This is a genomic window from Rufibacter soli, assembly GCF_054781795.1.
This window is the reverse complement of record NZ_BAAGTS010000005.1, coordinates 559,501-584,422: the sequence shown is the minus strand read 5'-3', so window position 1 is coordinate 584,422 and position 24,922 is coordinate 559,501. Positions and strand designations below refer to the sequence as shown.

Annotated in this window: 18 protein-coding genes; 11 read left to right on the top strand and 7 right to left on the bottom strand. The window is 52.4% G+C overall.

Translation table 11 applies throughout. The annotated features are described in order from the left end of the window. The first annotated feature begins 238 nt into the window (after positions 1 to 238). Together ACYVJQ_RS16755 and ACYVJQ_RS16750 are read left to right on the top strand one after the other, a co-directional pair. Positions 239 to 883 (top strand): O-methyltransferase, encoded by a 645-nt coding sequence (locus ACYVJQ_RS16755; protein ID WP_460894258.1) that lies wholly within the window; start codon positions 239 to 241, stop codon positions 881 to 883. Between the two features lie 202 nt (positions 884 to 1,085). After that, entirely contained in the window at positions 1,086 to 3,308 is a 2,223-nt protein-coding gene (locus tag ACYVJQ_RS16750; RefSeq protein WP_460894257.1) for a LysM peptidoglycan-binding domain-containing protein, read from the top strand. Positions 3,309 to 3,437: 129 nt separating this feature from the next. On the opposite strand, the gene ACYVJQ_RS16745 is transcribed toward ACYVJQ_RS16750, so the two are convergent. After that, positions 3,438 to 4,775 (bottom strand): MFS transporter, encoded by a 1,338-nt coding sequence (locus tag ACYVJQ_RS16745; RefSeq protein ID WP_460894256.1) that lies wholly within the window; start codon positions 4,773 to 4,775, stop codon positions 3,438 to 3,440. Positions 4,776 to 5,117: 342 nt separating this feature from the next. Here ACYVJQ_RS16745 and ACYVJQ_RS16740 point away from each other — a divergent pair, with 342 nt between their 5' ends. Further along, positions 5,118 to 6,020 (top strand): cyanophycinase, encoded by a 903-nt coding sequence (locus ACYVJQ_RS16740; protein ID WP_460894255.1) that lies wholly within the window; start codon positions 5,118 to 5,120, stop codon positions 6,018 to 6,020. A 113-nt stretch (positions 6,021 to 6,133) separates the two neighbouring features. On the opposite strand, the gene ACYVJQ_RS16735 is transcribed toward ACYVJQ_RS16740, so the two are convergent. Then, complete coding sequence (locus tag ACYVJQ_RS16735) at positions 6,134 to 6,442, bottom strand: DUF3817 domain-containing protein (RefSeq protein ID WP_460894254.1); 309 nt, start codon at positions 6,440 to 6,442, stop codon at positions 6,134 to 6,136. A 274-nt stretch (positions 6,443 to 6,716) separates the two neighbouring features. Here ACYVJQ_RS16735 and dnaE point away from each other — a divergent pair, with 274 nt between their 5' ends. From dnaE to trxA, 3 genes are all read left to right on the top strand, one after another. After that, positions 6,717 to 10,352: a DNA polymerase III subunit alpha gene (dnaE, locus tag ACYVJQ_RS16730; RefSeq protein ID WP_460894253.1), complete on the top strand. Its 3,636-nt coding sequence runs from the start codon at positions 6,717 to 6,719 to the stop codon at positions 10,350 to 10,352. Between the two features lie 217 nt (positions 10,353 to 10,569). Then, positions 10,570 to 11,034 (top strand): hypothetical protein, encoded by a 465-nt coding sequence (locus ACYVJQ_RS16725; protein ID WP_460894252.1) that lies wholly within the window; start codon positions 10,570 to 10,572, stop codon positions 11,032 to 11,034. A 518-nt stretch (positions 11,035 to 11,552) separates the two neighbouring features. Next, the gene (trxA, locus tag ACYVJQ_RS16720) at positions 11,553 to 11,879 is read left to right on the top strand and encodes a thioredoxin (RefSeq protein ID WP_048921359.1); all 327 of its coding nucleotides are present in this window, start codon (positions 11,553 to 11,555) and stop codon (positions 11,877 to 11,879) included. Between the two features lie 187 nt (positions 11,880 to 12,066). Here trxA and ACYVJQ_RS16715 read toward each other — a convergent pair whose 3' ends face one another. Next, positions 12,067 to 13,998, bottom strand: a complete 1,932-nt coding sequence (locus ACYVJQ_RS16715) for a hypothetical protein (RefSeq protein ID WP_460894251.1) — start codon at positions 13,996 to 13,998, stop codon at positions 12,067 to 12,069. Positions 13,999 to 14,234: 236 nt separating this feature from the next. Between ACYVJQ_RS16715 and ACYVJQ_RS16710 the strand changes: the two genes are divergently transcribed. After that, positions 14,235 to 15,794, top strand: a complete 1,560-nt coding sequence (locus tag ACYVJQ_RS16710) for an ArnT family glycosyltransferase (protein WP_460894250.1) — start codon at positions 14,235 to 14,237, stop codon at positions 15,792 to 15,794. Between the two features lie 92 nt (positions 15,795 to 15,886). On the opposite strand, the gene ACYVJQ_RS16705 is transcribed toward ACYVJQ_RS16710, so the two are convergent. After that, on the bottom strand, positions 15,887 to 16,444 hold the full coding sequence (locus ACYVJQ_RS16705) for a hypothetical protein (RefSeq protein WP_460894249.1): 558 nt from the start codon (positions 16,442 to 16,444) through the stop codon (positions 15,887 to 15,889). A 77-nt stretch (positions 16,445 to 16,521) separates the two neighbouring features. Between ACYVJQ_RS16705 and ACYVJQ_RS16700 the strand changes: the two genes are divergently transcribed. Further along, the gene (locus tag ACYVJQ_RS16700) at positions 16,522 to 17,052 is read left to right on the top strand and encodes a DUF4385 domain-containing protein (RefSeq protein WP_460894248.1); all 531 of its coding nucleotides are present in this window, start codon (positions 16,522 to 16,524) and stop codon (positions 17,050 to 17,052) included. A gap of 38 nt (positions 17,053 to 17,090) precedes the next feature. On the opposite strand, the gene ACYVJQ_RS16695 is transcribed toward ACYVJQ_RS16700, so the two are convergent. After that, positions 17,091 to 18,353: a DUF819 family protein gene (locus tag ACYVJQ_RS16695; RefSeq protein WP_460894247.1), complete on the bottom strand. Its 1,263-nt coding sequence runs from the start codon at positions 18,351 to 18,353 to the stop codon at positions 17,091 to 17,093. Between the two features lie 166 nt (positions 18,354 to 18,519). After that, positions 18,520 to 20,727, bottom strand: a complete 2,208-nt coding sequence (locus tag ACYVJQ_RS16690; RefSeq protein ID WP_460894246.1) for a protein-disulfide reductase DsbD family protein — start codon at positions 20,725 to 20,727, stop codon at positions 18,520 to 18,522. A 216-nt stretch (positions 20,728 to 20,943) separates the two neighbouring features. Here ACYVJQ_RS16690 and ACYVJQ_RS16685 point away from each other — a divergent pair, with 216 nt between their 5' ends. Both ACYVJQ_RS16685 and ACYVJQ_RS16680 read left to right on the top strand, forming a co-directional pair. After that, a complete protein-coding gene (locus ACYVJQ_RS16685; protein WP_460894245.1) occupies positions 20,944 to 22,254 on the top strand; it encodes a hemolysin family protein in 1,311 nt (436 codons plus the stop codon). 323 nt (positions 22,255 to 22,577) lie between these two features. Beyond that, positions 22,578 to 23,159 carry a transposase gene (locus ACYVJQ_RS16680; RefSeq protein ID WP_460894244.1) on the top strand — a complete coding sequence of 194 codons (582 nt, stop codon included), beginning with the start codon at positions 22,578 to 22,580 and terminating at the stop codon, positions 23,157 to 23,159. A 48-nt stretch (positions 23,160 to 23,207) separates the two neighbouring features. Here the strand turns inward: ACYVJQ_RS16680 and ACYVJQ_RS16675 are convergent, their stop codons facing one another. Further along, positions 23,208 to 23,993 (bottom strand): polysaccharide deacetylase family protein, encoded by a 786-nt coding sequence (locus ACYVJQ_RS16675; RefSeq protein ID WP_460894243.1) that lies wholly within the window; start codon positions 23,991 to 23,993, stop codon positions 23,208 to 23,210. A 293-nt stretch (positions 23,994 to 24,286) separates the two neighbouring features. Here ACYVJQ_RS16675 and ACYVJQ_RS16670 point away from each other — a divergent pair, with 293 nt between their 5' ends. Continuing rightward, positions 24,287 to 24,847, top strand: a complete 561-nt coding sequence (locus tag ACYVJQ_RS16670) for an NUDIX hydrolase (protein WP_460894242.1) — start codon at positions 24,287 to 24,289, stop codon at positions 24,845 to 24,847. The last annotated feature ends 75 nt before the right edge of the window (positions 24,848 to 24,922 follow it).

Sequence of the window (24,922 nt, the reverse complement as noted above, 5' to 3'; positions counted from 1 at the left end):
GACGTGAGTTTTTAAACTCACTAAATGCCTGCCCACAAGTTACGCTGCCGCTAAACTTGCGGGAGTAAAAGGAAGGTATTAAAGCCCAGGCACCATCTATCCCTCCGCCTTTGTAGGGCATTATCGCAGCCTCCTTCCCCGCATAGCACCCAGCACCGCACTTCTCATTTTCCCCTCGTACCTTTGCAGGAGAGACATCTTCAAATTTTCTCATCTTCAAATCTTCAAATTCTCGAACATGGATTTCCTGGACCCAGACCTCCAAGCCTACGCCGAAGCCCATACCTCTCCTGAATCACCACTACTTCATCGCCTCAACCGCGAGACGCACCTGAACGTGATGAAACCGCGCATGCTGTCGGGGCACTTGCAGGGGCGCACGTTGGCCATGTTCTCTCAGATGATTCAGCCCCGCCGCATTCTGGAGATTGGTACCTACACCGGCTACTCAGCGCTGTGCCTGGCCGAAGGGTTGACGGAGGATGGCGTGCTGCATACCATTGACGTGAACGATGAGTTAGAAGACTTGGTGCGCCGCTATATCACTGAGGCTGGTCTGGAACAAAAGATTCAATTACACCTGGGTCAGGCGGCTGAGGTAATCCCAACGATCACCGAAGAGTGGGACTTGGTCTTCATTGACGCCGACAAGAAAAGCAACGCCCTGTACTATGACCTGGTCATTGACCAGGTGCGGCCCGGCGGCTTCATTCTCACCGACAACGTGCTCTGGAGCGGGAAAGTGGTGGAGAAGTTCAGGCCCAAGCTGGACAAGGACACTGAACTGATGCTAGCCTTCAACCAGAAGGTGCACGAAGACCCGCGGGTAGAAAACCTGCTCCTGCCCATCAGGGATGGGATTTTGGTGGCCCGTAAAAAGTAATCCACAACTTGTGGAAAAGCCCGTGGATAAGCGCGTGGATAAATTTTAGCCCCGCGCACCTTCCTTCTCCCTGCCAAATTCGCCTACTTTGTAGTGGAACTGTGTACAACTGGCTACCTTTTAGCTCTTTACAGGGCAGCAATTCCAGTTTTACAAGAACATAGATTTTCTACTATTCTTTTACCCGTCTATCTTTCATCAGATGAAAAAATCTTTCTCGCTCCTGTTACTCAGCCTGTTATGCTTGGTAGCGCGTGCCCAAAACCCGGTAGTGCCCAATAACATCTATTTCGCAGACCTGCACCTGGAAATAAAAGAAAGCGCCCGGACCGATATCCAGAAGATGGTAGATGCCCTGCTTCAGCACCCCGCCTATTTCCAGAAGAAGGTAGACCTAGCGGATGCCTATTTCCCGTTTGTGGAGCAAGCTCTTAAGCAGGAAGGCGTACCCACTGATTTTAAATACCTGGTGTTGCAGGAGAGCGGTCTGGTCTCTGATGCCGTGTCTACGTCTAACGCCGTGGGTTTCTGGCAGTTCAAGGAAGGTTCAGCCACTGAACTGGGCATTAAGGTGAACAGCCAGGTAGACGAGCGCAAGCACATTATTGAGTCTAGCCGCGGGGCTGCCAAATATCTTTTGCGCAGCAACGCCTACTACAAAAACTGGTTTAACTCCCTGCTTTCCTATTACCAGGGGCTTAACGGCACCAAGGCCTTGACCAGAACGGCAGACATTGGAGCCAAGAAAATGGAAGTGACGTCTCAAACCAACAAGTATCTGCTCACGTTCCTGGCCCACAAAGTAGCCTATGAAAACGCCATCGGGAAAAACCCGAGCCCGGTGCTTACCCTGCAACCGGTAAAAGCCGCTCCAGGCCAGACCCTCACCGAGATTGCCATGGCCGCCCAGGCAGATGCCGCCGAGGTAGAGCGTTACAACAAGTGGCTCTTAGCCTCCCGGGTGCCCTCAGACAAGGAATACACCGTAATGGTACCGCAGTTGTCAGGCGCTCCGCGTCCGGTGCTAGCCCAGGCCTCCAGTCCGGTTTGGAAATCATCATCCACTAGTAGAACGGCCGCCAAACCAAGAGGTACCGTGACCAAGCCGAACGACAGCATTAGCCGCATCAAAGGCTTCTTTGCCACCCTTAAAGCCAAACTGACCGGCCAGCCGCTGGAGCTGAAATCTATTGTAGCCCAACCCGGCGACACCAAAGACATGCTTGCCTTGCAGGGCAACATTTCCACCAGCAAGTTTCTGGAGGTGAATGACATGAGTTCCTATGACCCTATTGTACCCGGTCAAACCTATTACCTGCAGGCCAAGAACTCCAGAACGCTTAACCCAGAATACCATGAGGCCCAGCCAGGCGAAACCATGCACAGCGTGTCTCAGAAGTATGGCATTAAACTGAAAAAGCTGTTGGCCAAAAACCGCATGACCTCTAAGGAGCGCCTGGAGCCAGGCCGTATGGTGTGGCTGAAGGAAACGCGCCCGGCATCAATTCCGGTGGAAATCAGGCCCCAGGTACAGGGCGAGCCAGTGCCGGCCCCTAAGGAAGTGATCGCGCAAAACACTGCCCCGGTTGCGCAGCCAGCCGCGGCCAGACCAACTCCCGCTACCAAGCCAGCAGCCATTAGCGTGGTAGTAGAAGACACTACGGTGGCTCCTTACGTGAAGAAAGCCCGCCAAGAAGAAGAGGAAGCCGCCCCGGTGACTGCCGCAGCCCAATATCCGGGTAAAAAGACTGCCGTTGCCATCAAGCCTGCCCCTCCCCTGGAGCGCAAAGCCCCAGATGAACCGGCTACCGCCGAGCTGGAAACGGCTGGTGCAGTAGTTGGTGCCACCTCACATGTGGTAGAGAAAGGTGAAACCTTGTACGCTATCTCCCGCAAGTTCGGCGTTTCTATGGAAGACCTGCTGGCCTGGAACAACCTGGATGGCAGTGCGCCCTTGGCCCTGGGCAAAGAACTGGTATTGGTGGCCCCATCCGGCCAGGTTTCAGCCGTACCTACTACCGGTGCTACCCCAACCAAGACAACCGCTGCCCCTGCCACTAAACCAATTGCCGGCGTGAAAGAGCACACCGTAGTGGCCGGGGAAACCCTTTATGCCATCTCCCGCAAGTACGGCGTTACCCTGCAGGACCTACAAACGTGGAATGACCTAGGCACCGGTGCCATCTCTATAGGACAGGTTCTGGTAGTAGCGGCCCCAGCCCCTGCCCAGGAAGTTGCCCCGGCTTCGGCCCCAGCGGCAAAAACCGCAACCGGGGTGGTCACCCACCAGGTAGCTCCCGGCGAGTCTATGTATGCCATCTCCCGTAAGTATGGGGTTACCATTAAGGAGATCATGGAATGGAACAACAAACCAGACTTTAACGTGACGGTAGGCGAAAACCTGATTGTGAAACCAAAGCAATAATCTATCATTAGCTTAAAACAGGAAAGGCCCGCTACTAAAGAGGGCCTTTCCTGTTTTAGGGCCATTTTGGCAAAAACACCCTCAAAACCCAGTATTGGTTGTCAGCTGGCAGATGAATTAATGGCTTACTTAATCCTGTTCCGGTGGGGTGGTTAGCTGGGTGGCCGCCCGCAGTCCGGTGGCAATCTCGGGCAAGATGCCCAGGCGCTGGTAAATGGGCCGCACCAATTTCCGGAGGGCCGGCAACTGCAGCGCGAAGGGCATAACGCTAAGCGCACAAAGTACCCCGCACCCCAGCAAGGTATAGGTCACCCCAATATGCTCGGCCACCCAACCCGCCAACAGACTGCCAAAGGGGGCCATGCCCATAAAAGCCATGGAGTAAAAACTCATCACGCGGCCGCGCTTGTCCTCGTCTACAATGGTCTGCAGAATGGTGTTGCAGGAAGCCATCTGGAGCATCATGCCTAAACCGGCCAGCAAAATGCACAACATGGCCAAAGGAAGGGTGCGGGTAAAGGAAAACAGAATCAGGCCCAGCCCAAACAAAAGCGCCGCCCCCACAATCAGGCGGCCCAGCCCCAGCACCGTCTTGCGGGAAGCCAGGTACAGCGCCCCAGACAGAGCCCCTACCCCAGACGCGCCCATGATAAAGCCCAGCGTGTTGGCCCCGCCACCAAGCACATCACGGGCAAATACCGGCATAAGCACACTAAAGGGCATCCCAAACAAGCTAAGCATGGCAATGAGCAGGATAATAGACCTTATTGGGGCAAACCCGAAGGCATACCGAAAGCCCTCTTGCAAGGATTCCAGTACGCGGGTTTGTTTGGGCTTTTGCAGTACCGGCTGCAGCCGCATGGCTAGCAAAGACCCAATCACGGCCAGGTAACTGATAGCGTTAAACAAAAAACACATGCCCTCGCCCACGGCCGCAATCACCAGCCCCGCCACCGATGGCCCTACCAACCGGGCCCCGTTGAACATAGACGAGTTCAGGGCAATGGCGTTGCTCATGTCATCACGGTGTTCCACCAGTTCTACCACAAAAGACTGCCGGGCCGACACGTCAAAGGCATTGATCACGCCCAGGAAAACGCTCAGAAACATGATAAGCGGGATATTGACATGATCTGTCAGTACCAGCGTGGCTAGCGTACCGGCCTGCACCATGGAGAGGCCCTGGGTTAACAACAGCACTCGGTGCCGGTTGAACCGGTCTGAGATCACGCCCGCTACCGGGCCCAGCAGAAAGGACGGCATCTGGCTACAGAAATTCACCAGCCCCAACAGCAGCACCGAGTCGGTGAGGCGGTACACCAGCCAGCTCATGGCCAATTGCTGCATCCAGGTGCCAATCAAGGAAACGCCTTGTCCCGCAAAGAACAACCGGTAATTATAGGACCGTAAGGCCCGGAACATGCCGCCCAACCGCGACGGAGAAGAAATAGAAGTAGAATCTGCCATGCCTGTCACTGCCCCAACGAGCTGAAAGGGTGTACGGAGGCCAGGGGCCTTACAGTTAACCTCGGCAGAATTTTTCCTCAGATAAGGAAGGCTGTTTCAGGCCCGTTTTTCTGAAAACACCTTTAAAACAGGATTCCCAAGTGATGGTGACTACTGTCTGGCATAACCGGGCAGTGGCAACCTCTTTATTCCTCAGTTCTTGCTCCCATTAAATGAGGCAATTAATTATCAAATGGAGACAATCCCCGTTTATATTATCATCTGACCTTTCAATTACGCGTATATCTGCTTTCCAGTGCCCTATGGTGCCTTCCAAATTGTTTACTTCTTACCCTGACAGACATGAGCAAAGCAAAAAACGCCCTTCCTTCCCCTCCGCCGCCGCCCAAAGTAAGGGGGTTGGTGCCTAAAGGGAAATTACTGGCCATTGGGGGCAAAGAAAGCAAAGAGGAGGGTCAGCCCGACGGAAAGGAACGCAACATCAATTTCATAAGCGAGCAGATTTTAAAGCGGTTTGTGGAGGAGTTGAAGGGAGAAAATCCCATGATTGCCATTATTCCCACGGCTTCTGACTTACCTGAAGCATCTGCCCGCGACTATGCCAAAATATTTAACCAGCTGGGCATCCACAACATCAAGATTATAGACATCCGTACCCGGGTAGATGCTAAAAAACCAGAATACATAGAGGCCATTAAAGAGGCAGCCGGCATCATGTTCACCGGCGGTGACCAGCTCAAACTCACCGCCATATACGGCGGCACTGACATTCTGCAGGTCATGAAAGAGCGCTACGTTTACTCAGATATCATAATTGCCGGCACCAGCGCCGGGGCCGCCGCCATGTCTACGCCCATGATCTATGAGGGAGAGTCTGAAGGCGGCTACATTAAAGGCGATGTGCGGATTACCACGGGTATGGAGTTCCTGAAAAACGTGGCCATTGACACCCACTTCCTGACCCGGGGCCGCATTGTGCGCATGACCCAAGCCATTGCCACCAACCCCGAGTGCATTGGCATAGGCTTGGAGGAAGACACGGCTATTCTGGTCACCGAAGGCGGCCATGTAGAGGTGGTGGGTAGCGGCCTGGTAACGGTAGTAGACGGCATGGGCATCACAGACACCAATATCTACGCCATCCAGACCGGCGAACCCTTTACGGTGAAAGGCCTACGCGTGCACTTGCTAGGCGACATGGACAAATATTTCATTCCCAGCTACGCCCGCCTGCAAATGCGGTAAAGGAAAGCCCCTGTTTTAGACCTGTTTTTCAAAAAACAGGCCTAGAACAGGGGCCAGACTACCTGCACGCCCAAAAGGCATTCAACCGAAACCGTGAAAAAGGCGGACGGGTTTTACTTTTGGGTTTCTTCCTTTTCCAGGCGCTTGTCCAGGATAAAAGTACCAAAGGGAATAAGCGAGGCCACAAAGGCCACTACCACCTTATAGAAAGACCACTTATAAGTCACCCACACCTGCAGCAGCAATCCAATAAACAGCACAAACAGCACACCATGGGCCCAACCAAGGTATTTTACGGGCTCTGGTATACCAGCCATGTACTTTAGCGGCATGGCAATAAAGAGCAGCAACAGGAAAGAAATACCTTCCAGAACGGCCACCGTCCGGAACTTGTCTAAGGGAGTATTGAAAGAGAAATGCATGTTTCTAACCAGTTTAAGCTGCAAAGGTACGGCACAACCCGGCCATCGCCTCACCCCTTTCTAAAATGCCTTGTTTAATGCTTTTGGCTTTAAGAAAAGTCTAATTTCCTGCTCTTTCCGTTTCAGGCCTGATTTTCAGAAAACAAGCTAAAAACAGTTTTTGCAAGGCAACTTTCTGCCCTGCTCCTGCTGTTTTCTTTGTACCTTCGTAGTCCGTTTCAGGTTCATTTCTGACTCTGGACTCAAGACTCAGAACTCAAGACTTTTTACCACTGTGCCAGATTTTTCCCACCTCCATACCCATACCCAATACTCGCTCCTGGACGGGGCCGCCAGCATTAGCGGGCTCATGAAAAAGGCCCAGGCCGATGGCATGAAAGCCGTTGCCATGACCGACCACGGCAACATGTTTGGGGCGTTCAACTTCGTGGCCGAGGCCAACAAGTACAACGTGAAACCCATTGTGGGCTGTGAGTTCTATCTGGTACAGGACCGCCACCAGAAAAACTTCACCAAAGAGCAGAAAGACGTACGCCACCACCAGTTGCTGCTGGCCAAAGACCAGGAAGGCTACCAGAACCTGGCCAAGCTCTGCTCCTACTCTTACATTGACGGCCTCTACAGCAAATGGCCCCGCATTGACAAGGAATTGCTGGTCAAATACCACAAAGGCCTCATTGCCACCTCCTGCTGTATCGGTGCCGAATTACCCCAGGCCATTCTCTGGAAAGGCGAAGAGGAAGCGGAGAAAATGCTCAAGTGGTGGCTAGACCTGTTCGGGGATGATTATTACATTGAGATTCAGCGCCACGGCCTCATGAACATTGACGGCACCGGTTTGTCTCAGGAAGACGTTAACCAGGTGTTGCTCAAATTTGCCATCAAGTACAACGTCAAGGTCATCTGTACCAATGACTCACACTACGTAGAGCAAACCGACTGGAACGCGCATGACATTCTCTTGTGCGTGAACACCGGTGAGCAGGAAAGCGTACCCGTAGGCGATTTCCAAACGCAGTATTTCAGAATGATGTCGGGTAGCGGCGAGGTGATTTATGACACGCTGACCAACATCAGAAATACCTATGGCCATGATGAAAACGTGCGCCGTATGCTGTACCGCATTGAGGAAGAACAGCAGAAACCGCGTCCGCAGGACCGTTTCGGTTTCCCGAACGACCAGTTCTTCTTCAAGTCTCAGGCCGAGATGAACCAGCTGTTCGCGGACGTGCCGTTTGCCGTGGACAACACCAACGAGATTGTAGACAAGATTACGCCACCCAAACTGCAGCGCGATATCCTGTTGCCCAACTTCCCGCTTCCTCCAGAGCACCCTACGGCAGACTTGTTCTTGCGCCACTTAACGTTTGAAGGGGCCAAAAAGCGCTACCATGAGATTACCCCAGAGGTAGAGGAACGCCTGAACTACGAGTTGGGCATTATTGAGACCATGGGCTTTGCAGGCTATTTCCTCATCACCCAGGACTTCATCAACAAAGGCCGAAGCATGGGCGTGGCCGTGGGTCCGGGCCGTGGTTCAGCGGCAGGTTCTGCCGTGGCCTACTGCGTGGGGATTACCAACATTGACCCCATCAAATACGCCTTGCTGTTTGAGCGTTTTCTGAACCCAGAACGGGTGTCCATGCCCGATATTGATATTGACTTTGACGACGTGAACCGTCAGCGCGTGATTGACTACGTGGTAGACAAGTACGGCAAAACGCAGGTGGCCCAGATTATCACCTTCGGTACCATGGCCGCTAAATCGTCTATCAAAGACGTGGCCCGCGCCATGGACTTGCCTTTATCTGAGGCCAATGAACTGGCCAAGATGGTCCCAGAGGTACCCGGCACTACGCTGGCTAAGGCGTTTATAGAATCACCGGAGCTTGCCTCCATCAGAGACGGGAATGATCTTCGGGCGAAGGTTCTGAAACTGGCCGAAAAGTTGGAAGGCTCGGTACGCAACACTGGTATTCACGCCGCGGGCGTTATCATCGCGCCAGATGACATCACCAATTACATTCCGGTGTCTACCTCCAAGGACTCAGACCTCTTGGTGACGCAGTTTGACGGCAAGGTAATTGAGAGCGCAGGTATGCTGAAGATGGACTTCTTGGGCCTGAAAACCCTGTCCATTCTAAAGGACGCTATGGCGCTCATCAAACGGAACCATGGCGTAGAGATTGACATTGACAACATTCCGCTGGACGATGAGAAAACCTACGCCCTTTACCAGCGCGGCGATACCATCGGGACGTTCCAGTTTGAGTCTGAGGGCATGCGCATGTACCTCAAAGACCTCAAGCCCACCAACATTGAAGACTTAATTGCCATGAACGCCTTGTACCGTCCGGGTCCGATGCAGTTCATCCCCAACTTCATTAACCGGAAGCAGGGCCGCGAGGAAGTGGAATACCCGCACATCTTGCTGGAACCGCTCCTGAAGAACACCTATGGAATCATGGTGTACCAGGAGCAGATTATGCAGACGGCGCAGGTTTTGGCCGGCTACTCTCTAGGGGGGGCCGACTTGCTTCGCCGTGCGATGGGTAAGAAGGACATGAAGAAAATGGCCCAGGAGCGCGAGAAATTCGTGGCTGGTGCCAAGGAGATTCATAACATCCCGGCCAAGCACGCCTCTGAGGTGTTTGACGTGATGGAGAAGTTCGCGCAGTACGGCTTCAACCGCTCGCACTCCGCCGCTTACTCTGTAGTAGCTTACCAGACCGGTTACCTCAAGGCGCATTACCCGGCAGAATACATGGCTGCGGTGCTCACCCACAACATGAACGACATCAAGAAGGTGACGTTCTTTATTGAGGAAGCGCGCAAGCAACAGATTCAGGTGCTGGGCCCAGACGTGAACGAATCCATTCACCAGTTCAACGTGAACCAGCAGGGGCAGATCCGTTTCGGGATGGGTGCTGTGAAAGGCACCGGCGAGGCCGCCGTAGAAGCCATCATTGAAGAGCGTGAGAAAACTGGCAACTATACCGATATTTTTGACTTCGCGAAGCGTGTGAACCTGCGTGCCGTGAACAAGAAAACCTTTGAAAGCCTGGCCCAGGCCGGTGCCTTTGACTCGTTTGAGCGCTACCACCGTGCTCAGTATTTAGAAACCCCTGAAGGCGAAAGCATCAACCTGATTGAAAAGGCCGTGCGCTTCGGGAACCAGTTCCAGGCCGAAAAAAACGCCGCCCAACAGTCCTTGTTCGGCGGTGGTGGCGCCGTGGACATGCCGTTACCCAAAGTACCAGACGTGCAACCCTGGTCCTTGACCGAAATGCTCCGCCGCGAGAAAGAGGTGATTGGTTTTTACTTGTCGGGGCACCCGCTGGACCAGTTCAAGCTGGAAATTGACTCGTACTGCACCTGTAGCCTGGACCGCATTGCCGAGTTCAAGAACCGCGACGTAAATGTAGCTGGCATCATCAGTAACGTAGTAGTGCGCACCGGTAAAAACGGCAACCCATTCCTGCTCTTCTCTCTTGAGGATTATGACAACACCATGGGTCTGGCCTTGTTTGGCGAAGACTTCGTGAAGTTCTCGCCTTACGTGAAAGAGGGCATGTACCTATTCATCAGGGCCAAAGTAACCCTGCGCTACAAGTCTGAAGACCAATGGGAGTTGAAACCGCTCTCTATGCAATTGCTTTCAGATGTAGCCGAGAAAATGAGCAAAGGCGTGCGCATGGACATTGACATCCGGAACATCAACGCCATGCTGATAGACCGTCTGGAAGAAGCGGCTATTGCTAGTCCTGGCCAGAAAAAGTTAGAGCTAGTATTGACGGAGCCGGGGGAACGCTTGGCGGTAGAGTTATTCAGCCGCAAATATAGAATTGATCCTAAAACGTTTTTACAGAATGTGAAGGAGTTGGAAGTGGCGACGTGTCAGTTGATATAGCTCTGCAGTATCATTTAGTGCTCATCCCATAACAAAAACAGAAAAGCCCAGTTGAGAAGATTTTCTTTGCTGGGCTTTCCTGTTTTTGAAGAGACAGGCGGAAACAAGCCATAGGCTTAGTCCTTTACCTAGTTACTGCTCAAATCTTGTATCTTAGAGACAATCTTGTTTAGGTCTAGCAGGGGGCAGACCAGCAAGGGATATTAAAGTAACGCAGATGAAAGCAAGACTTTTACTTCTCTCCTTTGGTCTTCTGTTTGCGTGCAAGCCTGATTGCATGGGAAAAAGAGAACTGCCTGATGCTGATAACAGCACGGCTACTCCCAATACAAGTACTTTTAAAAAAGATCTTAGCAGCAATACCAACAATGATACTATAAATGAAGTATCGAAAATGCAGCAATGGAGGAAGGATTGGGCCTTTTGCAGATGCTTAAACCATGCTTTGGGGAAATCTGTAGCAAATCAGATAAGCAAAGTTGATATCACGGAAGGCGTTTTATTTGATATCGCTAATATTGGACCAGTGTATGAACAATTAGACAGCCTTGCCCTTGACGCATCCAGAAAAATGATTCCTAGTAAACTTGAGGATCATGACTACAATAAATCCATCATTTTTGATTGCTTGAAATTTCAGCGTTCCAAAGAACTTGACATCTTCATAAAGTCCCTAAAATAGGATACCATATTTAAGGAGCAGTTTACTTCTCCGTAGTTTATTCCATAATAGACCACAGGGAAACACCTAAAGAAGCAATCCTCCTCAATCCCCTTTTGCCATGCCAACCAAATTCCTTATCTTTGCCTCAACCTTCGGGTTCTTGGCTTTTCCGGTTTAAAGTTGGCTTCCACCTCTTTCTACTAGAAAAGCCTTGTCTTTTTTAAGGCCCGCCCAAAAATCCATCCCCGGCACCTCCTTTCAAGAGAATCCCTATCCTGCTAGCATAATTCCCAGAAACTAGTCCTTATGCCATCCTGTCACGAGGCATAGCCCCGTGTAGCTCCAACCTTTTTTAGCTGCAACCAGTAGATATACTACTGTTTTGGGGCTGTTTTTCTGAAAACAGGCTTACAACAGGTATCCTTAAGGATATTGACTCACATGACAGAAAATCAGTAGCTTTACTGTCAGTTAAGAGTTGGTTCTATTTTTGAACAGTGAACCTTACCATATACAAGAATTCAAGCATTACTAACATGGCAAATAAAGCAATAGAAATCACAGACGCGAACTTCGAAGAAATCATCAATTCAGATAAACCAGTGCTGGTTGACTTCTGGGCAGAATGGTGCGGCCCTTGCCGCATGGTAGGCCCGGTAGTGGAAGAATTGGCCGGCGACTATGAAGGCCGCGTGATCATTGGTAAAGTAGACGTAGATGCCAACCCGCAGACTTCTGCCAAGTTTGGTATCCGGAGCATTCCTACCTTGTTGGTTTTCAAGAACGGACAAGTGGTAGACAAGCAAGTGGGTGCCGTTCCTAAGAACGTTTTGGCCCAGAAATTAGATGGTCAGTTAGCATAAGCTACCCTTCCTTATTTTTATAAACAGAAAAGCCGCTCCTGGATAAGGGCGGCTTTTCTGTTTTAAGCCTGTTTTTTAAAAAAAAGGTTTAAAACAGTATCCTATATACCTTGAGGCAAAGCATTCTTTTAAATGGAAGCCAAGGCGAAGTCAAAAGCCTCTGTCTTAAATCTTACAACCCTTGGCTCTACTCACAGCCGCACAGGCTTTTTTCCGCGGCGCAGAGATCGGCAAAGCCTTGGTCCAGGGTACGGAGCAACCCGAAGACCCGTTGGTTAAACTCCCGAAGCAGAGAGGTCTTGCTATCAGGGGCGGGCTCTTTTACCAGCACTTCCAATTCAGACACCTGTTTGGTCAGTTCTACTTTGCGTTCCTGGATGCGCTGGATGTGGGCCGGCAGGGCGCCTTCTGAGGAGAACTGCGTCTTTATAGAAGTGTCCATGCAAGCGCCTTGTTTGAGGTACAGGATGATCTTGCGCTCGGCCTGGGCGTGCAAGTCGCGGTACTTCTCGCGCTCGCGGTCCAGGGTTTGCTCTTCCAGGCGTTGGTTGAACTGGCGGGCGGCCTGCTTTACCTCTTCGCGGCAGCTGCGGCACTTGGTGTTATTGGCTTTTTCCAGCAAGGCGTTCCGTAAGGAAATGTTGTCCTCAGTGGGCGGCGCCTCTTTCAATCTGCCTACCTCTTTGGCGTAAACGTCATTGAATTGGGCCGTCTCCAGGCGGTTCATGTGGCGCGAAATACCCTCGCCCTCCAGGGTGCTGGCCATAAACTGGGGGTTGGGCAGTTCCACAGAATAAAGCTTGTTCAGGTAGTTCTCGCGTTGCGCCACCGTTATGGCTTTGCTTTGCTCTTGGTCCAGGTCCAGCACGGTGTTCACCAGCTCTTTCCCGTTTTTGAGGTTGTGGTCAGACTCCAGATACCCGTCGGCAGAGGCCAGAATAGATTGGTACTCATTTTTAAAGATGCGCTGGTAGGTGCTGTTGCGGGCGAACTCGCGGTCCCGTTGGCCGGCCAGGGTTTTTAGGCGCTTGTAGTCCTGTATCACCGCGAACAGCGTTTTGGCATTAGCCTCGGGGCTGTTGTTTTTATAGTTGAGGCGGTAATTGTTGAGGTTCTGTTTGAGGTCAGAGAAGTTGCGCAGAAACTCCACGAACAGCTTTTCCTGCTTGTAGGCATCATCGGTGACCAGACCGGCGGTGTAGGCCTGCTCAATGCGTATACGGCGTTTCTCAATGGTCTCGGTGGTAATCTCACTGCCAGACAAAGCGTCCATGCGGTACAATGACTTATAGTTGGCCACCACCAACACCGGGTAATCCTTGAAGTTAAGGGCAGCCTCCAGCTTCTGGCGTTCAAACCCCTGCGGGCTGTTGCTCAGCAACTCCGTCAGTCTAGGCGTACGCAAGGCCGGCAGCTTGGCAAATGATGGCACGAACACATATACCCGCACGGAGTGCAGGCGCGTGTCAAAGTTCTGCCCCTCATACAGCCTAATGGTGGAGCTGAACTTATATTCCTTCCGCATGGCGGTATTCCTGATAAGGTTGCCAAACTCCCCTACCAAAGAAAGCATGGCGGCCTGCGGGGTCATCTGCTTCGCAATGTTGGTAAGCTGGTTGGCAATGATGTTGAAGAACACCTCACGGCTGTCTGAGGTGAACAGTTTTGCGTCTATGACGGCGTCAATGTTGCGTTCATCGGCGGCCAGGGGTAGCTTGTCAATGATCCTGATGGCGTCAATGTTGTCTGAGATGCGGGTGGAGTAGTCTTTCTTGCCGGAAGGCGGCTCCACGGCAAAGTTATAGAGGGGGTACACCACGGGATCCTGTCCAAACAGCTTGGCGTTCTTGAGCTGCGCCGAGATAAACAAGGATTCCAGGTTGATGTAGTCGCGGCGGCGGGCTTTGGTGGTGCCCTGCTCCAGTTCATTAATTACCTTAGAAAACTGCCCGGCGTTGAGCAGGTACATATCGGTGGTGAGGTACTGCCATTCATCGGTAAACTCAAACTTATCCAGATAATTATAGCTCAGGCGGGTGTCAATCATGTCCTGGGCCCAAGCCCGGGAAACGCCCAGCAACAGAAAAAGAAAGAAGAAACGCGTAAAAATTGCCCTCATGTATTCACTCTTAAATAGGATGCGTCATGCCCTTAACGAAAACGCCAACGGTTTAAGTGTAAGCAAGTTCTAAAGTTCAGGCTTTCTTCGGGAAATACCAAAACCTAGTTTCCTTGCATTGCCCAACCCGTTTCCCGAACTTCCGCCTTCCAAAAGCAAAATTCCCGTTGGTAACCGCCTCTTTCACCTTTTTTCGCCGCCTTGGCGAAAGTCCGCTCTTCTGGTTTCTGCTAACCGTGAGCTTTACGCTGCTGTACTTTTTTGCGGAGCACGAGGGCTTTTACTTCGGCGATGATTTCTCTTACGGCCTGTACGCGCACCAATTGCTGCACGGCGGCTTCCATTTTGACGATTACTCTTTCTGCCACCGCTTCATGGTCTTTGTGCCCACGGCCCTCTTCTACTGGCTCTGGGGCATGAACGTCTACACCACCACGCTCTGGCCGTTGCTCTGCACGCTGGGCACCTACCTGGCCATCTTCCTCACCTTCCGGAAGAGCCACCCCGTGGCCACCTCTTGGGCGCTGGTGCTCATGGGCTTTTACTACTTCCAGCTGAACACCGTCAACTACCTCTACCCCGACAATATTCTGCTGTTCTTCTCCACGGCCTGCCTGCTGGTGCTTTACAAGGCCCGAAAGCCACTCCCCAGCCTTTCAGCAGAAATTGGCTATGGCGTTTTGTTTGCGGTGCTCAACCTGCTGGCCTTTCTTACCAAGGAGACCATTGTCTACGCCGCCCCTTTTTACCTGGTCATCTTTCTCTACCATCTGCTGCGCAAAGAGAACCTGCACTTCTGGGCAGCCGCTATTTTGTCTGGGGCATTGCTGTTGGGGGTGTATTTCCTGCTGTATAAGCTGTACGCCGGCAACGCCTGGCAACGGTTTGAGGACATTGCCGCCACCAACACCGTTGAAACCAAACAGGCCTATCTGGACACCAGATCTGCCACGTTGCTGCCCCGGCTCACCTACCAGCCTTTGCTGTTTTTCATTGGCTCTGGCCTTGGTATTCCGCTGGCGTTTATTGCGTTATGTTTCCTTTGCGTGCCCCGGCCCCGGCTGGTGGCGCAGGCCAAGACCCACAGCTTTTGGTTGATGGCCCTCCTAAGCATGCTGCTGCCCATCTGGTTCGGGACGGCCACTGTAGATTTTTACAAACCCATGCCTTTGGTGCCGCGTATGTTCCACCCTTTGCTACCTGCCTTCTGCCTGGCGGGGGCGCTGGCGGTAGAGCGGGCCTGGGGCCAACGGTCTTCGTATGCCTTGCTGGCCGGTCTTTTTCTGGTCTTTACGGTTCTGGCAGAAGGCACCATGTGGACTATGTACCTACCTCTTGCGCTATTTTTCACGGCCCTGTTTCTCTGGCGACGTCCGGTGCCGCACTGGCTGGGGTTGGCAGCAGTGCTATTAGTTTGCCTGATCAGACCGGCGTATTTTATAACCAAACCCACGGTGTCTTATTATTTTGAGCAGAAGCAAATCATTGACCAGCACCTTTCCAACCCCACTGGTACCCACGTGGTGGTCACCGATTCCATGATGGCCCGTATGCACCCATACTTCTACGGCTATGAGGTGCCTAAAAACTATACCTACCTCCCGTATAAATCAGCTGATTCCAGCATCGTACAAAAGGCAGACACCGTTTTCCTGCTAATCAATAATGGTATCCTGGAGCACCCCGAGCTGATGATGCCGATTCGGGAGAAAGATGTGCTACCCAAATTTCCCCAGGCCAAGTTGATTGCCCAGGAAGGAAAAGTGAAGCTGTTTTTGCTTCCGCCTAAAAAGTAGTAAACCTTGAAAACCAGAAATCCCGTTTTGGGCCTGTTTTACAGAAAACAGGCCCAAAACGGGATTTCTCTTTGTGATCCTCCTTAAAGGAATTACGGCTGTTTTTGCTCTTTCTTTACCCGTTGGTAATCCCGCACGTCGGCGCGTTTCTCCAGGGCCACGTATTCTGCCTGGAGGGCCTTGATCTTGGTGGCATGCCGAAGAATGATATCGTCATGGAGTTGCCGCTCGCGGTCATTGAGGCGTTTGTAGATGGCGTTGGCGTAGTCCCAGTCTTCCATGGTCCAGGTTTTGTTGCGGTCGCGCACTTGTTGCAAGAAATACACGTAGGCGTCACGCAGGCTGTCGGCAGACACGCTGGATAGGTATTTATAGTTACCCAGTAGTTCTTCTTCCATCTGGAGTTGCTTGCCAGGTACCGGACCGCGGGCTTTGCGTTCCTTTTCCTCGGCTTTGCGACGAGCCAGGGCTTCGCGCACTTCCCGGGCTTCGTTCTTGGTTTTGTTGGCCAGGTCGGCGGCGCGTTCATCCAGTTGGTCTACTTCGCGGGCCACGGTTTCCTTCCGCTCGCGGGGCGTAGTGTCACAGGAAGCCAGAAAACCCATACAGAAAAGAAGCAGGGATAAGGGTAACAGGTGGTATCGTTTCATAGTAGGTATAAATACAGTTTTTACCTCGCATACGCAAACACGCCCAAAGAAGGTGCTTTCCCGTATGTCAATTCACCATGGCCAAAAACAGCTTCAATTATTCCCTTGACTTCAAGACCGTAGATTTCCGGGAGCACCCCGAGCTGTACCGCGTGGGCGTAGGCGAACAGGGCGTGTTGCTGGTTGAGCCCTACAAAAGCGAGATTCTGCCCCATTGGCGTTTCAAAGACCCGGAGGTGGCCACCGCCTCGGCCCAGAAAATCTACGCCCTTTTTGAGGACTACCTGCGCCGGCATGAGTTTGTGGGTGCTGACATGGCCCGCAAGTTTCTGCAGATGGGCTTTACCCGGGCCCGGCGCTATGCCAACCACAAGAGCGGCCGTAAGTATGAGGAAACGCCGGGGGCGAACAATGAAGGCCTGGCCTACCCCTATTCCTCGGGGAGCGCCAACAAAGGCAATGACGTGCTGCCCCAGGCCAAGGACGCCCTCACCAACGAGAAAGCCCAGGCGGCGGCCATTTTCAAGGAGTATTGGTTTAAGGCCAAAGACCACCCCGAATACCTAAGACAGAAGCAGGAGTTCAGGGACCAGTATTATGAGAAATAGCGTTTCGGGCCTGTTTTCCTAAAAACGGGCCCGAAACGCTATTGCGGGGCTACTATCTGCATGACCAGCGCACTCAGGTAGGCGCCGTAGGTACCAATGGCGTAGCCCAGAATGGCTAGCAATACACCCACCGGGGCCAGGGCCGGATGGAAAGCGCCCGCCACAATGGAAGCCGAGGCCGCGCCGCCCACGTTCGCTTGGCTGCCCACGGCAAAGAAGAAGAACGGCGCCTTGATTAACCGGCCCACAATCACCAGCAAAGCACCATGGATCAGAAGCCAGATAAAGCCCACCAGGAACAGGCCGGGATTGCTGAAAATGGCCAACAGGTTCATCTGCATACCAATGGTGGCCACCATGATGTAAAGGAACACGCTGCCAATGCGCGAGGCGCCCACCCCTTCCAGCTTACGGGCGCGGGTAAAGGACAGGATAATACCAAAGGCGGTGGCCAGCACCACCAGCCAGAAAAAGCCCGAGGTAAGGCTGTACTGCTCCAGGTAAGGGGCGTTGGTTTCTATCCAGGGGGCAATAATATCTGCAAAGAAGTGGGCAATACCGGTCACCCCTAACCCCACGCCCACAATGGCCATGGTGTCTGAGAGCGTAGGAATGCGCATGATGCTGAGGCGGTAGGCTTCTATTTTGTCCTGCAACTCTGTTACGGCGGTAGTGTCTGCTTTAAAGAAGGCATTCACTTTGTCTACCTTGCCCACTCCGTAAAGCAACAGAGCCATCCAGATATTGGCCATAACCACGTCTACGGCAATCATAGCCGAAAACAAGGTGGGGCTAGGGTTGAATATCTCTTTCATGGCCAACTGGTTGGCCCCGCCGCCAATCCAGGAGCCGGCAATGGTAGAAAGTCCGCGCCAAACGGCATCGGGACCAGCCCCACCCACCACGCTGGGCGCGAAGAAAGAGACTATCAAAATAGCCAATGGCCCACCAATCATAATACCCACGGTGCCGGTAATGAACATAAGGCCTGCCTTGTGGCGCAGCTTCCAGATTTCCTTCAGGTCAAGGCTAACGGTGAAAAGCACCAAACTGGCGGGAAGCAAATACCGCGAGGCCACAAAGTAGAGGTTAGATTTCTCGCCGTTGATCACGCCCATAGAATTCAGCACGCTGGGAATGAGGTAACATAGCAAAACGGAAGGCACCACTGAATAGAATTTCCGGAAAAATGGCCGGTCACTGGAAGACGTGGTGAACACAAAGGCAAGAATCATGACCAGAATCCCCAGCACAACGGCATCATTGGTGATTAGGGTTTCAGGGGTGGCAGCAGGCTCCATAGCAGGATTTTGGGTTTGTACTGTTAGGTAGAAGCATGAAAGGTAAGACGAAGTGAGGCTACTTACCAAAAATAATTAAAAAGAGCGCGCCTCTGCGTTTTGAGCCTGTTTTCTAAAAAACAGGCTCAAAACGCAGAGGCGCGCTGGCAAAGGAAAACAAGTGCGGCTATGGGGCGGTCTGGCGGGCCTTGTAGGCAGCTACCCCGGCATCCAGGAACTCCACAAACTTCTGCACGCTTTTCTCATAGGCCACCGGCTTCACCAGCATGTTCTCGTTTTCATCCATGAGCACATAATAAGGCTGGGCGTTCACATTGAATTTGGTAATCTGGTAATCGGCGTATTTTTTACCCAGCGTATTTTTCACCTTCTGGTCATAGGTGCTGGTGTACCACTCGTTTTGGGGCAGTTCGGTTTTGTCATCTACGTAAAGGGCGGCAATCACGTAGTCTTCGCGCAGGCGCTTGAGTACCTGCGGGTCTGACCAGACGTTGGCCTCCATCTCGCGGCAGTTCACGCAGCCGTGGCCCGTAAAGTCAATGAAGATGGGCTTGCCCTGCTCGGCGGCACATTTCTTGGCCTGCTCCAGGTCAAAGTACCCCTGCAGCCCATGTGGTAGCTCCAGGTAATCCGCGTATTTTGGGGTATCACAAAGCGTAGAAGGGGTAGCAGCCGCTTCACCCCGGCTGGCCGATAAGTCAAAGTCCAGCGTGGACTGCGGCGGCAGGTAACCGGCCAACGCTTTCAAAGGCGCCCCAAACATGCCCGGAATCAGGTATACCACAAATGAGAAGGTAGCAATAGCCAGTAACAGGCGCGGCACGCCCAGGTACGGCAGGTCTGAGTCATGCGAGAACTTGAGCTTCCCTAATAGGTACACACCCATTAAGGTAAAGATCACGATCCAGAGGGCCAGGTACACCTCACGGTCCAGCAGACGCCAATGGTAGACCTGGTCAGCGATGCTCAGGAATTTGAGGGCCAGCGCCAGTTCAATAAAGCCAAGGCAAACCTTCACAGAGTTAAGCCAACCACCTGATTTTGGCAATGAGCTTAGCCAGTTAGGGAAGATAGCAAACAAGGTAAACGGCAACGCAAAAGCCAGGGAATAGGCAAACATCCCGGCAATGGGCTTCAGCGTCTCTCCGCCGGCAGACATCACCAGAATAGATCCTACAATAGGGCCGGTGCAGGAAAACGACACCAATACCAAGGTAATGGCCATGAAGAACACGCCGTAGTACCCGCCTTTGTCGGCTTGGGCATCAGCTTTGTTCACCAGCCAATGGGGCAGGGTGATCTCAAACATACCCAGGAACGCCATGGCGAAGAGCAGAAACACCACAAAGAACAGCACGTTCGGGATCCAGTGCGTGCTCAGGAAATTGGCCACCTCGGGCCCGGCCAGTTTGGCTACCAGCGTACCAATAAGGGTATAGAACGCGATGATGGAAAGGCCGTAAACCAGCGCCTTTATAATGGCATTGGCCCGGTTGGCGCTTCCGCCGGTAAAGAACGTCACCGTCATGGGAATCATGGGGAACACGCAGGGCGTGAGCAGGGCAATCAACCCACTCAGAAACGCGCCAATCATAAACTCCCAAAGGCCTTCCTGCGCAGGTACTCCAGCGGTATTATCTGCGGCAACAACGGCGGCCGCAGATGCTGGTTGGGCAGTACTGGTAGCAGAAGAATCTGAGAAAGCGGCTGGGGAAGAAGTAGTACCTACGGCTGCGGAATCTGGGGTCACAGTGGTACCAGCCGTTGTGGTGGCGGCGGAAGTGGCCGGGGCTGCCGGGCTGGCCGCCGTGGTTCCGCTAAGAGCGGGCGTGGGCGTGGTGGCAGCGTCGGTAGTAGGGTTTTGTGCCGGAGTAGCGGCAGGGGCGCCCGGCAGTACCATGATTTGGGTAAACTGAAAATCGTCTTCGCCGGGAATACATTGGCCGTTCACCTCTGAGCACACCTGGTACTCATAGCTTCCCTTCACCACCAGGGTGGGCTGCAGCACTTTTATCCGTTGCCTGAACTGGGCTGTTTTGGTGAAATAGGTGTACTCCCCGCCCCACATCTGGTCAAACTTCTTTTTGGGGTTGACCGGCTTTATCTTGCCCACAAGCGCGTAGGAAGGGTGTTTCTGAAACGTGAAGGTGGTGACAATAGGACCCAGTTCGGGGTCAAAGTCTGAGGAGTACAGGTACCAGTCTGGGATTATCTTGGCATTGAAAAGAAGCTCTACCTCTTCGCCTACCTTTACTTCTTTGGCAGAGACGTCATAACTCCAAGAGGCCGGCTTGAGCACTTGCGCCTGGGCCACGGCCAGCAGTAAGAACAACGGCAGCAGCAACCCAATGGCGCGTTTCCAATCTATGGTCATTTATTTTTTGCTTCTGTGTTAGAGAGGGCAAATTACAATAAATACCCCGTAAACCCGAACATACCGCGCCAAAGGGCTGGTTTACTTAAGGGAAGGTGGCTTACTTTCTCTGGCAATTCCCGTACAGGAAACGAACATTATCTCTTTGATAGTGCTGATAAACCACTAAATTTGATGCAAGCGCCTCTTTTATACTACTGAAGGGCGCCTAAAACTATGTTCCTCAATATCCTCCTCACCATTCTGCTGGTTGCTTTGAATGGTTTTTTTGTGGCCGCCGAGTTCGCCTTGGTGAAAGTACGGGCTTCGCAGATTGAGCTTCGGGCCCAGGCCGGAAACCAACTGGCCAAGATTGCCTACCACATGATTGGGCACCTGGATGCCTACCTGTCCGCCACCCAGTTGGGCATTACCCTGGCCTCCCTGGGCCTTGGTTGGATTGGCGAAGGCGTGGTATCTGAGGTAATCATTGGCATCATGAACGCCCTAGGCGTGGCGCCAGACCCGGTGTTGGCCCACAAAATAGCCCTGCCTATTTCCTTTGCCGTGATCACCGTCCTGCACATTGTGTTTGGCGAGTTGGCGCCTAAATCCCTGGCCATTCAACGCCCGGAGTCCACTGCCCTGGCCGTGGCTATTCCGCTCAGGATTGTGTATTACGTGCTGCTGCCTTTTATCTGGGTGCTGAATGGGTTCTCCAATTTCATACTCAAGCAGATTGGCATTACCCCCATGCATGGCTCTGAGGTCCACACCGCAGAAGAGCTTCGGCTTTTGTTTGAGCAAAGCGCCGAGAGCGGCGAGATTGGCGGTAGTCAGCAGGAACTCATTGAAAACGTGTTTGAGTTTAACGAGCGCATGGTCAAGCAGATCATGGTGCCGCGCACCAAACTCATTGCCCTGGACCTTAACGCCTCTGAAGACGAGATCTTTGAGGTGGTGTTCAACGAAGGCTACACCCGCATGCCCATTTACCGTGATACCATAGACAATATTGTGGGCATCCTGTATGTGAAAGATTTGCTGGTGGTGCTGCGGGCCGGTGAACAGGTAAGCCTGGAGAGACTCATGCGCCCAGCCTATTTTGTGCCCGAGACCAAGAAAATAAGCCGTCTGTTAAAAGACTTCCAGCGCAACCGCAACCATATTGCCGTGGTCTCTGATGAGTTTGGCGGCACCTCTGGCATTGTCACCATTGAAGATATTATTGAGGAACTGGTAGGCGAGATCCAGGATGAATATGATGAGGAAGTGCCGCACATTGAGAAAATTGGCGACTTTGAGTTTAAAGTAAGCACCGCCGCCTCTATCCAGGACGCCAACGATGACCTCCCCTACCCGCTGCCCGAAGGCGAAGACTATGAAACCGTTGGCGGCTACATCAACATGATCTTCGGCCGTATTCCAGAGATTGGTGACACGGTTATACAGGGCGTGTATGAATTCAAGGTTCTGGAAAAAACCGAACGCAACGTAGAATCTGTGCAACTCACCGTCACTGAGGACAAGCGCGACGACCTGCTGTAGTTTTACTGCGCTATGCGCAACAGTTCTGAGTCTTGAGTCCTGAATTATAAGCCTAGAAAGCCAACCATTTCTTTTTATATGGTAAAACCGTTTCGGGCCTGTTTTTAGAAAAACAGGCCCGAAACGGTTTTAAGCGATGGATGGTAAAATTGACATTTGATATGTTGACCTAAGCGAGGGAACTGTTGGCCTAATATAACGTCTAAAGTGCAGCTAAAAGTAAGCTTTCAATTTAGAAGTAGGGGCAATCCCTTGTGGTTGCCCTTGTGCAGTTGCCAGTGAAAAGAACAGCTAGATGGAACTGGTTTATAATTGATAGAGGTATGCCCTATAACCCACTTCAGCATCACCGGAGATCTATCAGGCTCAAGAGTTATGATTATACGCAGGCTGGCAGGTACTTCATAACCTTATGTACACAAGATAAACTTTACCTGTTCGGGAAGATTGCTGATTCCAAGATAGTCTTAAATGAGGCCGGGAAAATGGTGGAAAAAGAATGGCTGTCTCTACCGGAGCGGTTCCATTCTATAGTACTCCATGACTATGTTTTCATGCCCAATCATTTCCATGGCATAATTGAAATAGTAGGGGCAACCCTTGTGGTTGCCCAAAATGCGGTGGAGGCCGCAGAATCCAAAGAGCAGGCTGAGTACGGGTTGCCAGTACAAGGGCAACCACAAGGGATTGCCCCTACGGTTGGTACTATCATTAGCACCTTCAAATCTATCACAACGGTTCATTACACCCGAGGCGTAAAATCAAAGGCTTGGCCACCATTTCAAGCAAGATTGTGGCAACGCAACTACTGGGAACATATCATCAGAGATGAAAAAGATTACGCCAGAATCTCAGAGTATATCCAGGATAACCCACTACACTGGGACACGGATGAGCTAAAGTAACAAGGAACCTTCCCAAAACTAAAACGCTCCCCTTCCAAATACCCCGCCCTACTTCTTAGCCGTGGCTTTGCCCTTCAAGTGCTTAGCGGCTTCCAGAAACGTGGTGGTCCAGATCTGTTTTTCGTTCTTTTTCAGGTATTGCAACAGCTGGCGGTGGGCGGCCAAAGACACGTTTAGGGAATGTTCGCCGCCTACACCGTGGAACAGGAACACAATCATGCTGTTGGTCTCCTGGGCCTTTTTCACCAGCGCAATTAACTCATCGCCGGTTTGGCCATTAATCATGTAAGAGCCTATGGTGTAGAGGTTGGTGTTTTTGCCAGAAACCAGTTCGCTCTGCACGCCACGGGCGGCTACAAACTCATTCTTTATGCCGTCTAGGTAAGACACGCCGTTAATCTGGGTGTCGCCGCAGGGATAGGCGAAGGTGCGTTCTTTCTTGCCGTCCAGCGCCGCCAAGGCTGTGTTGGTCATCTTGATCTCATCTGTGATGCGGCGCACGGAGTACGTGGCCAGGTCATAGTCGGGGGTCACGAAGCTCCGGCCGGGCCGGGTGCCGTCACAAGGGTGAAAAAGCGTGTGGTTGGCGAGTTCATGCCCGTTGGCGGCCACTTTTTTCCAGGCAGGCAGGCGGTTAGCGAAGGGTGCGGCCGCCACGGTCAGGTAAAAAGTGCCTTTCAAGTTAAAAGAGTCCAGGGCGGGCACCACCTGGTCCAGGTGCACATTGAGGGCATCGTCATAGGTTAACACCACGGCGCACTTTTTCTTATTCCAGTCCTGCGCAACCGCAGAAACGCTCACCAGACAAAGCAAGAATAGCAGGATTCTTTTCATAAACATACCATCAGCATAAAAGCTCTCAGGGGCACGCAGGTCCAATTTCTGGCGCACGCCTTCCCATAAAACCAAGATACAGATTTCTCCCCAATCCTACCCTATTCTCAAAAGAGCAAAACCAAGGCTTGTATATATAACTTTTACTATCCTGTTTTGCGTACACGGGCTAGCGTCTGTTTTCCTTCCTTCTGGTTTCCCCGCCACAGCACTAAAAAGGAGCAGGTCGTTTCAGGCACGTTTTTGAGAAAACAGGCCCAAAACAACAACGTACCAGTTTATATAAAATTCAAATGCCTACCACTCCCCGCCCCTGGCGATTACTGCGTTCCAATATTGCCTTCAAACACAAATGGTACACCCTTCGGCGCGATGAGGTGGAACTGTCTAACGGCCACGTGGTGGATGATTTCTTTGTGAGTGAACGCCCAGACGGCGCCATGGTTTTTCCGGTAACCGCCCAGAACGAGGTGCTTTTTGTGCGCCAATACAAACACGCCGCCGGTAAGGTGTTCCTGGAAGTGCCGGCCGGTTCCTTTTTCCCGGACCAGGAAGTGGCCGAAGACGCAGCCACCCGGGAGCTGTTGGAGGAAACCGGCGCCGTGCTCACCCAGCCGCTTATCCCCTTGGGCGTGCTTCATGACAACCCCGCCAAAGACACCAACCGGCTGCACCTGTTCCTGGCCCAGAACGTGCGCATTGAGCAGGCCCAGGTGCTGGACCCCACCGAAGACATTGAAGTGGTGAAAGTGCCCCTGGACCAGGTTCTGCCAAAGGTGCTCAGCGGCGAAATCTGCGTGTCTGGCTCGGTGGCGCTGTGCTTTCTGGCCCTACGGCATCTGCAGCTCCCCTAAACCGCTGGGCTTTGCCCTGCAGAAAAAAGAAAACCGCCGCCGGCCTCAACCTCAAGGCCAAAAGCCAGTATAGAA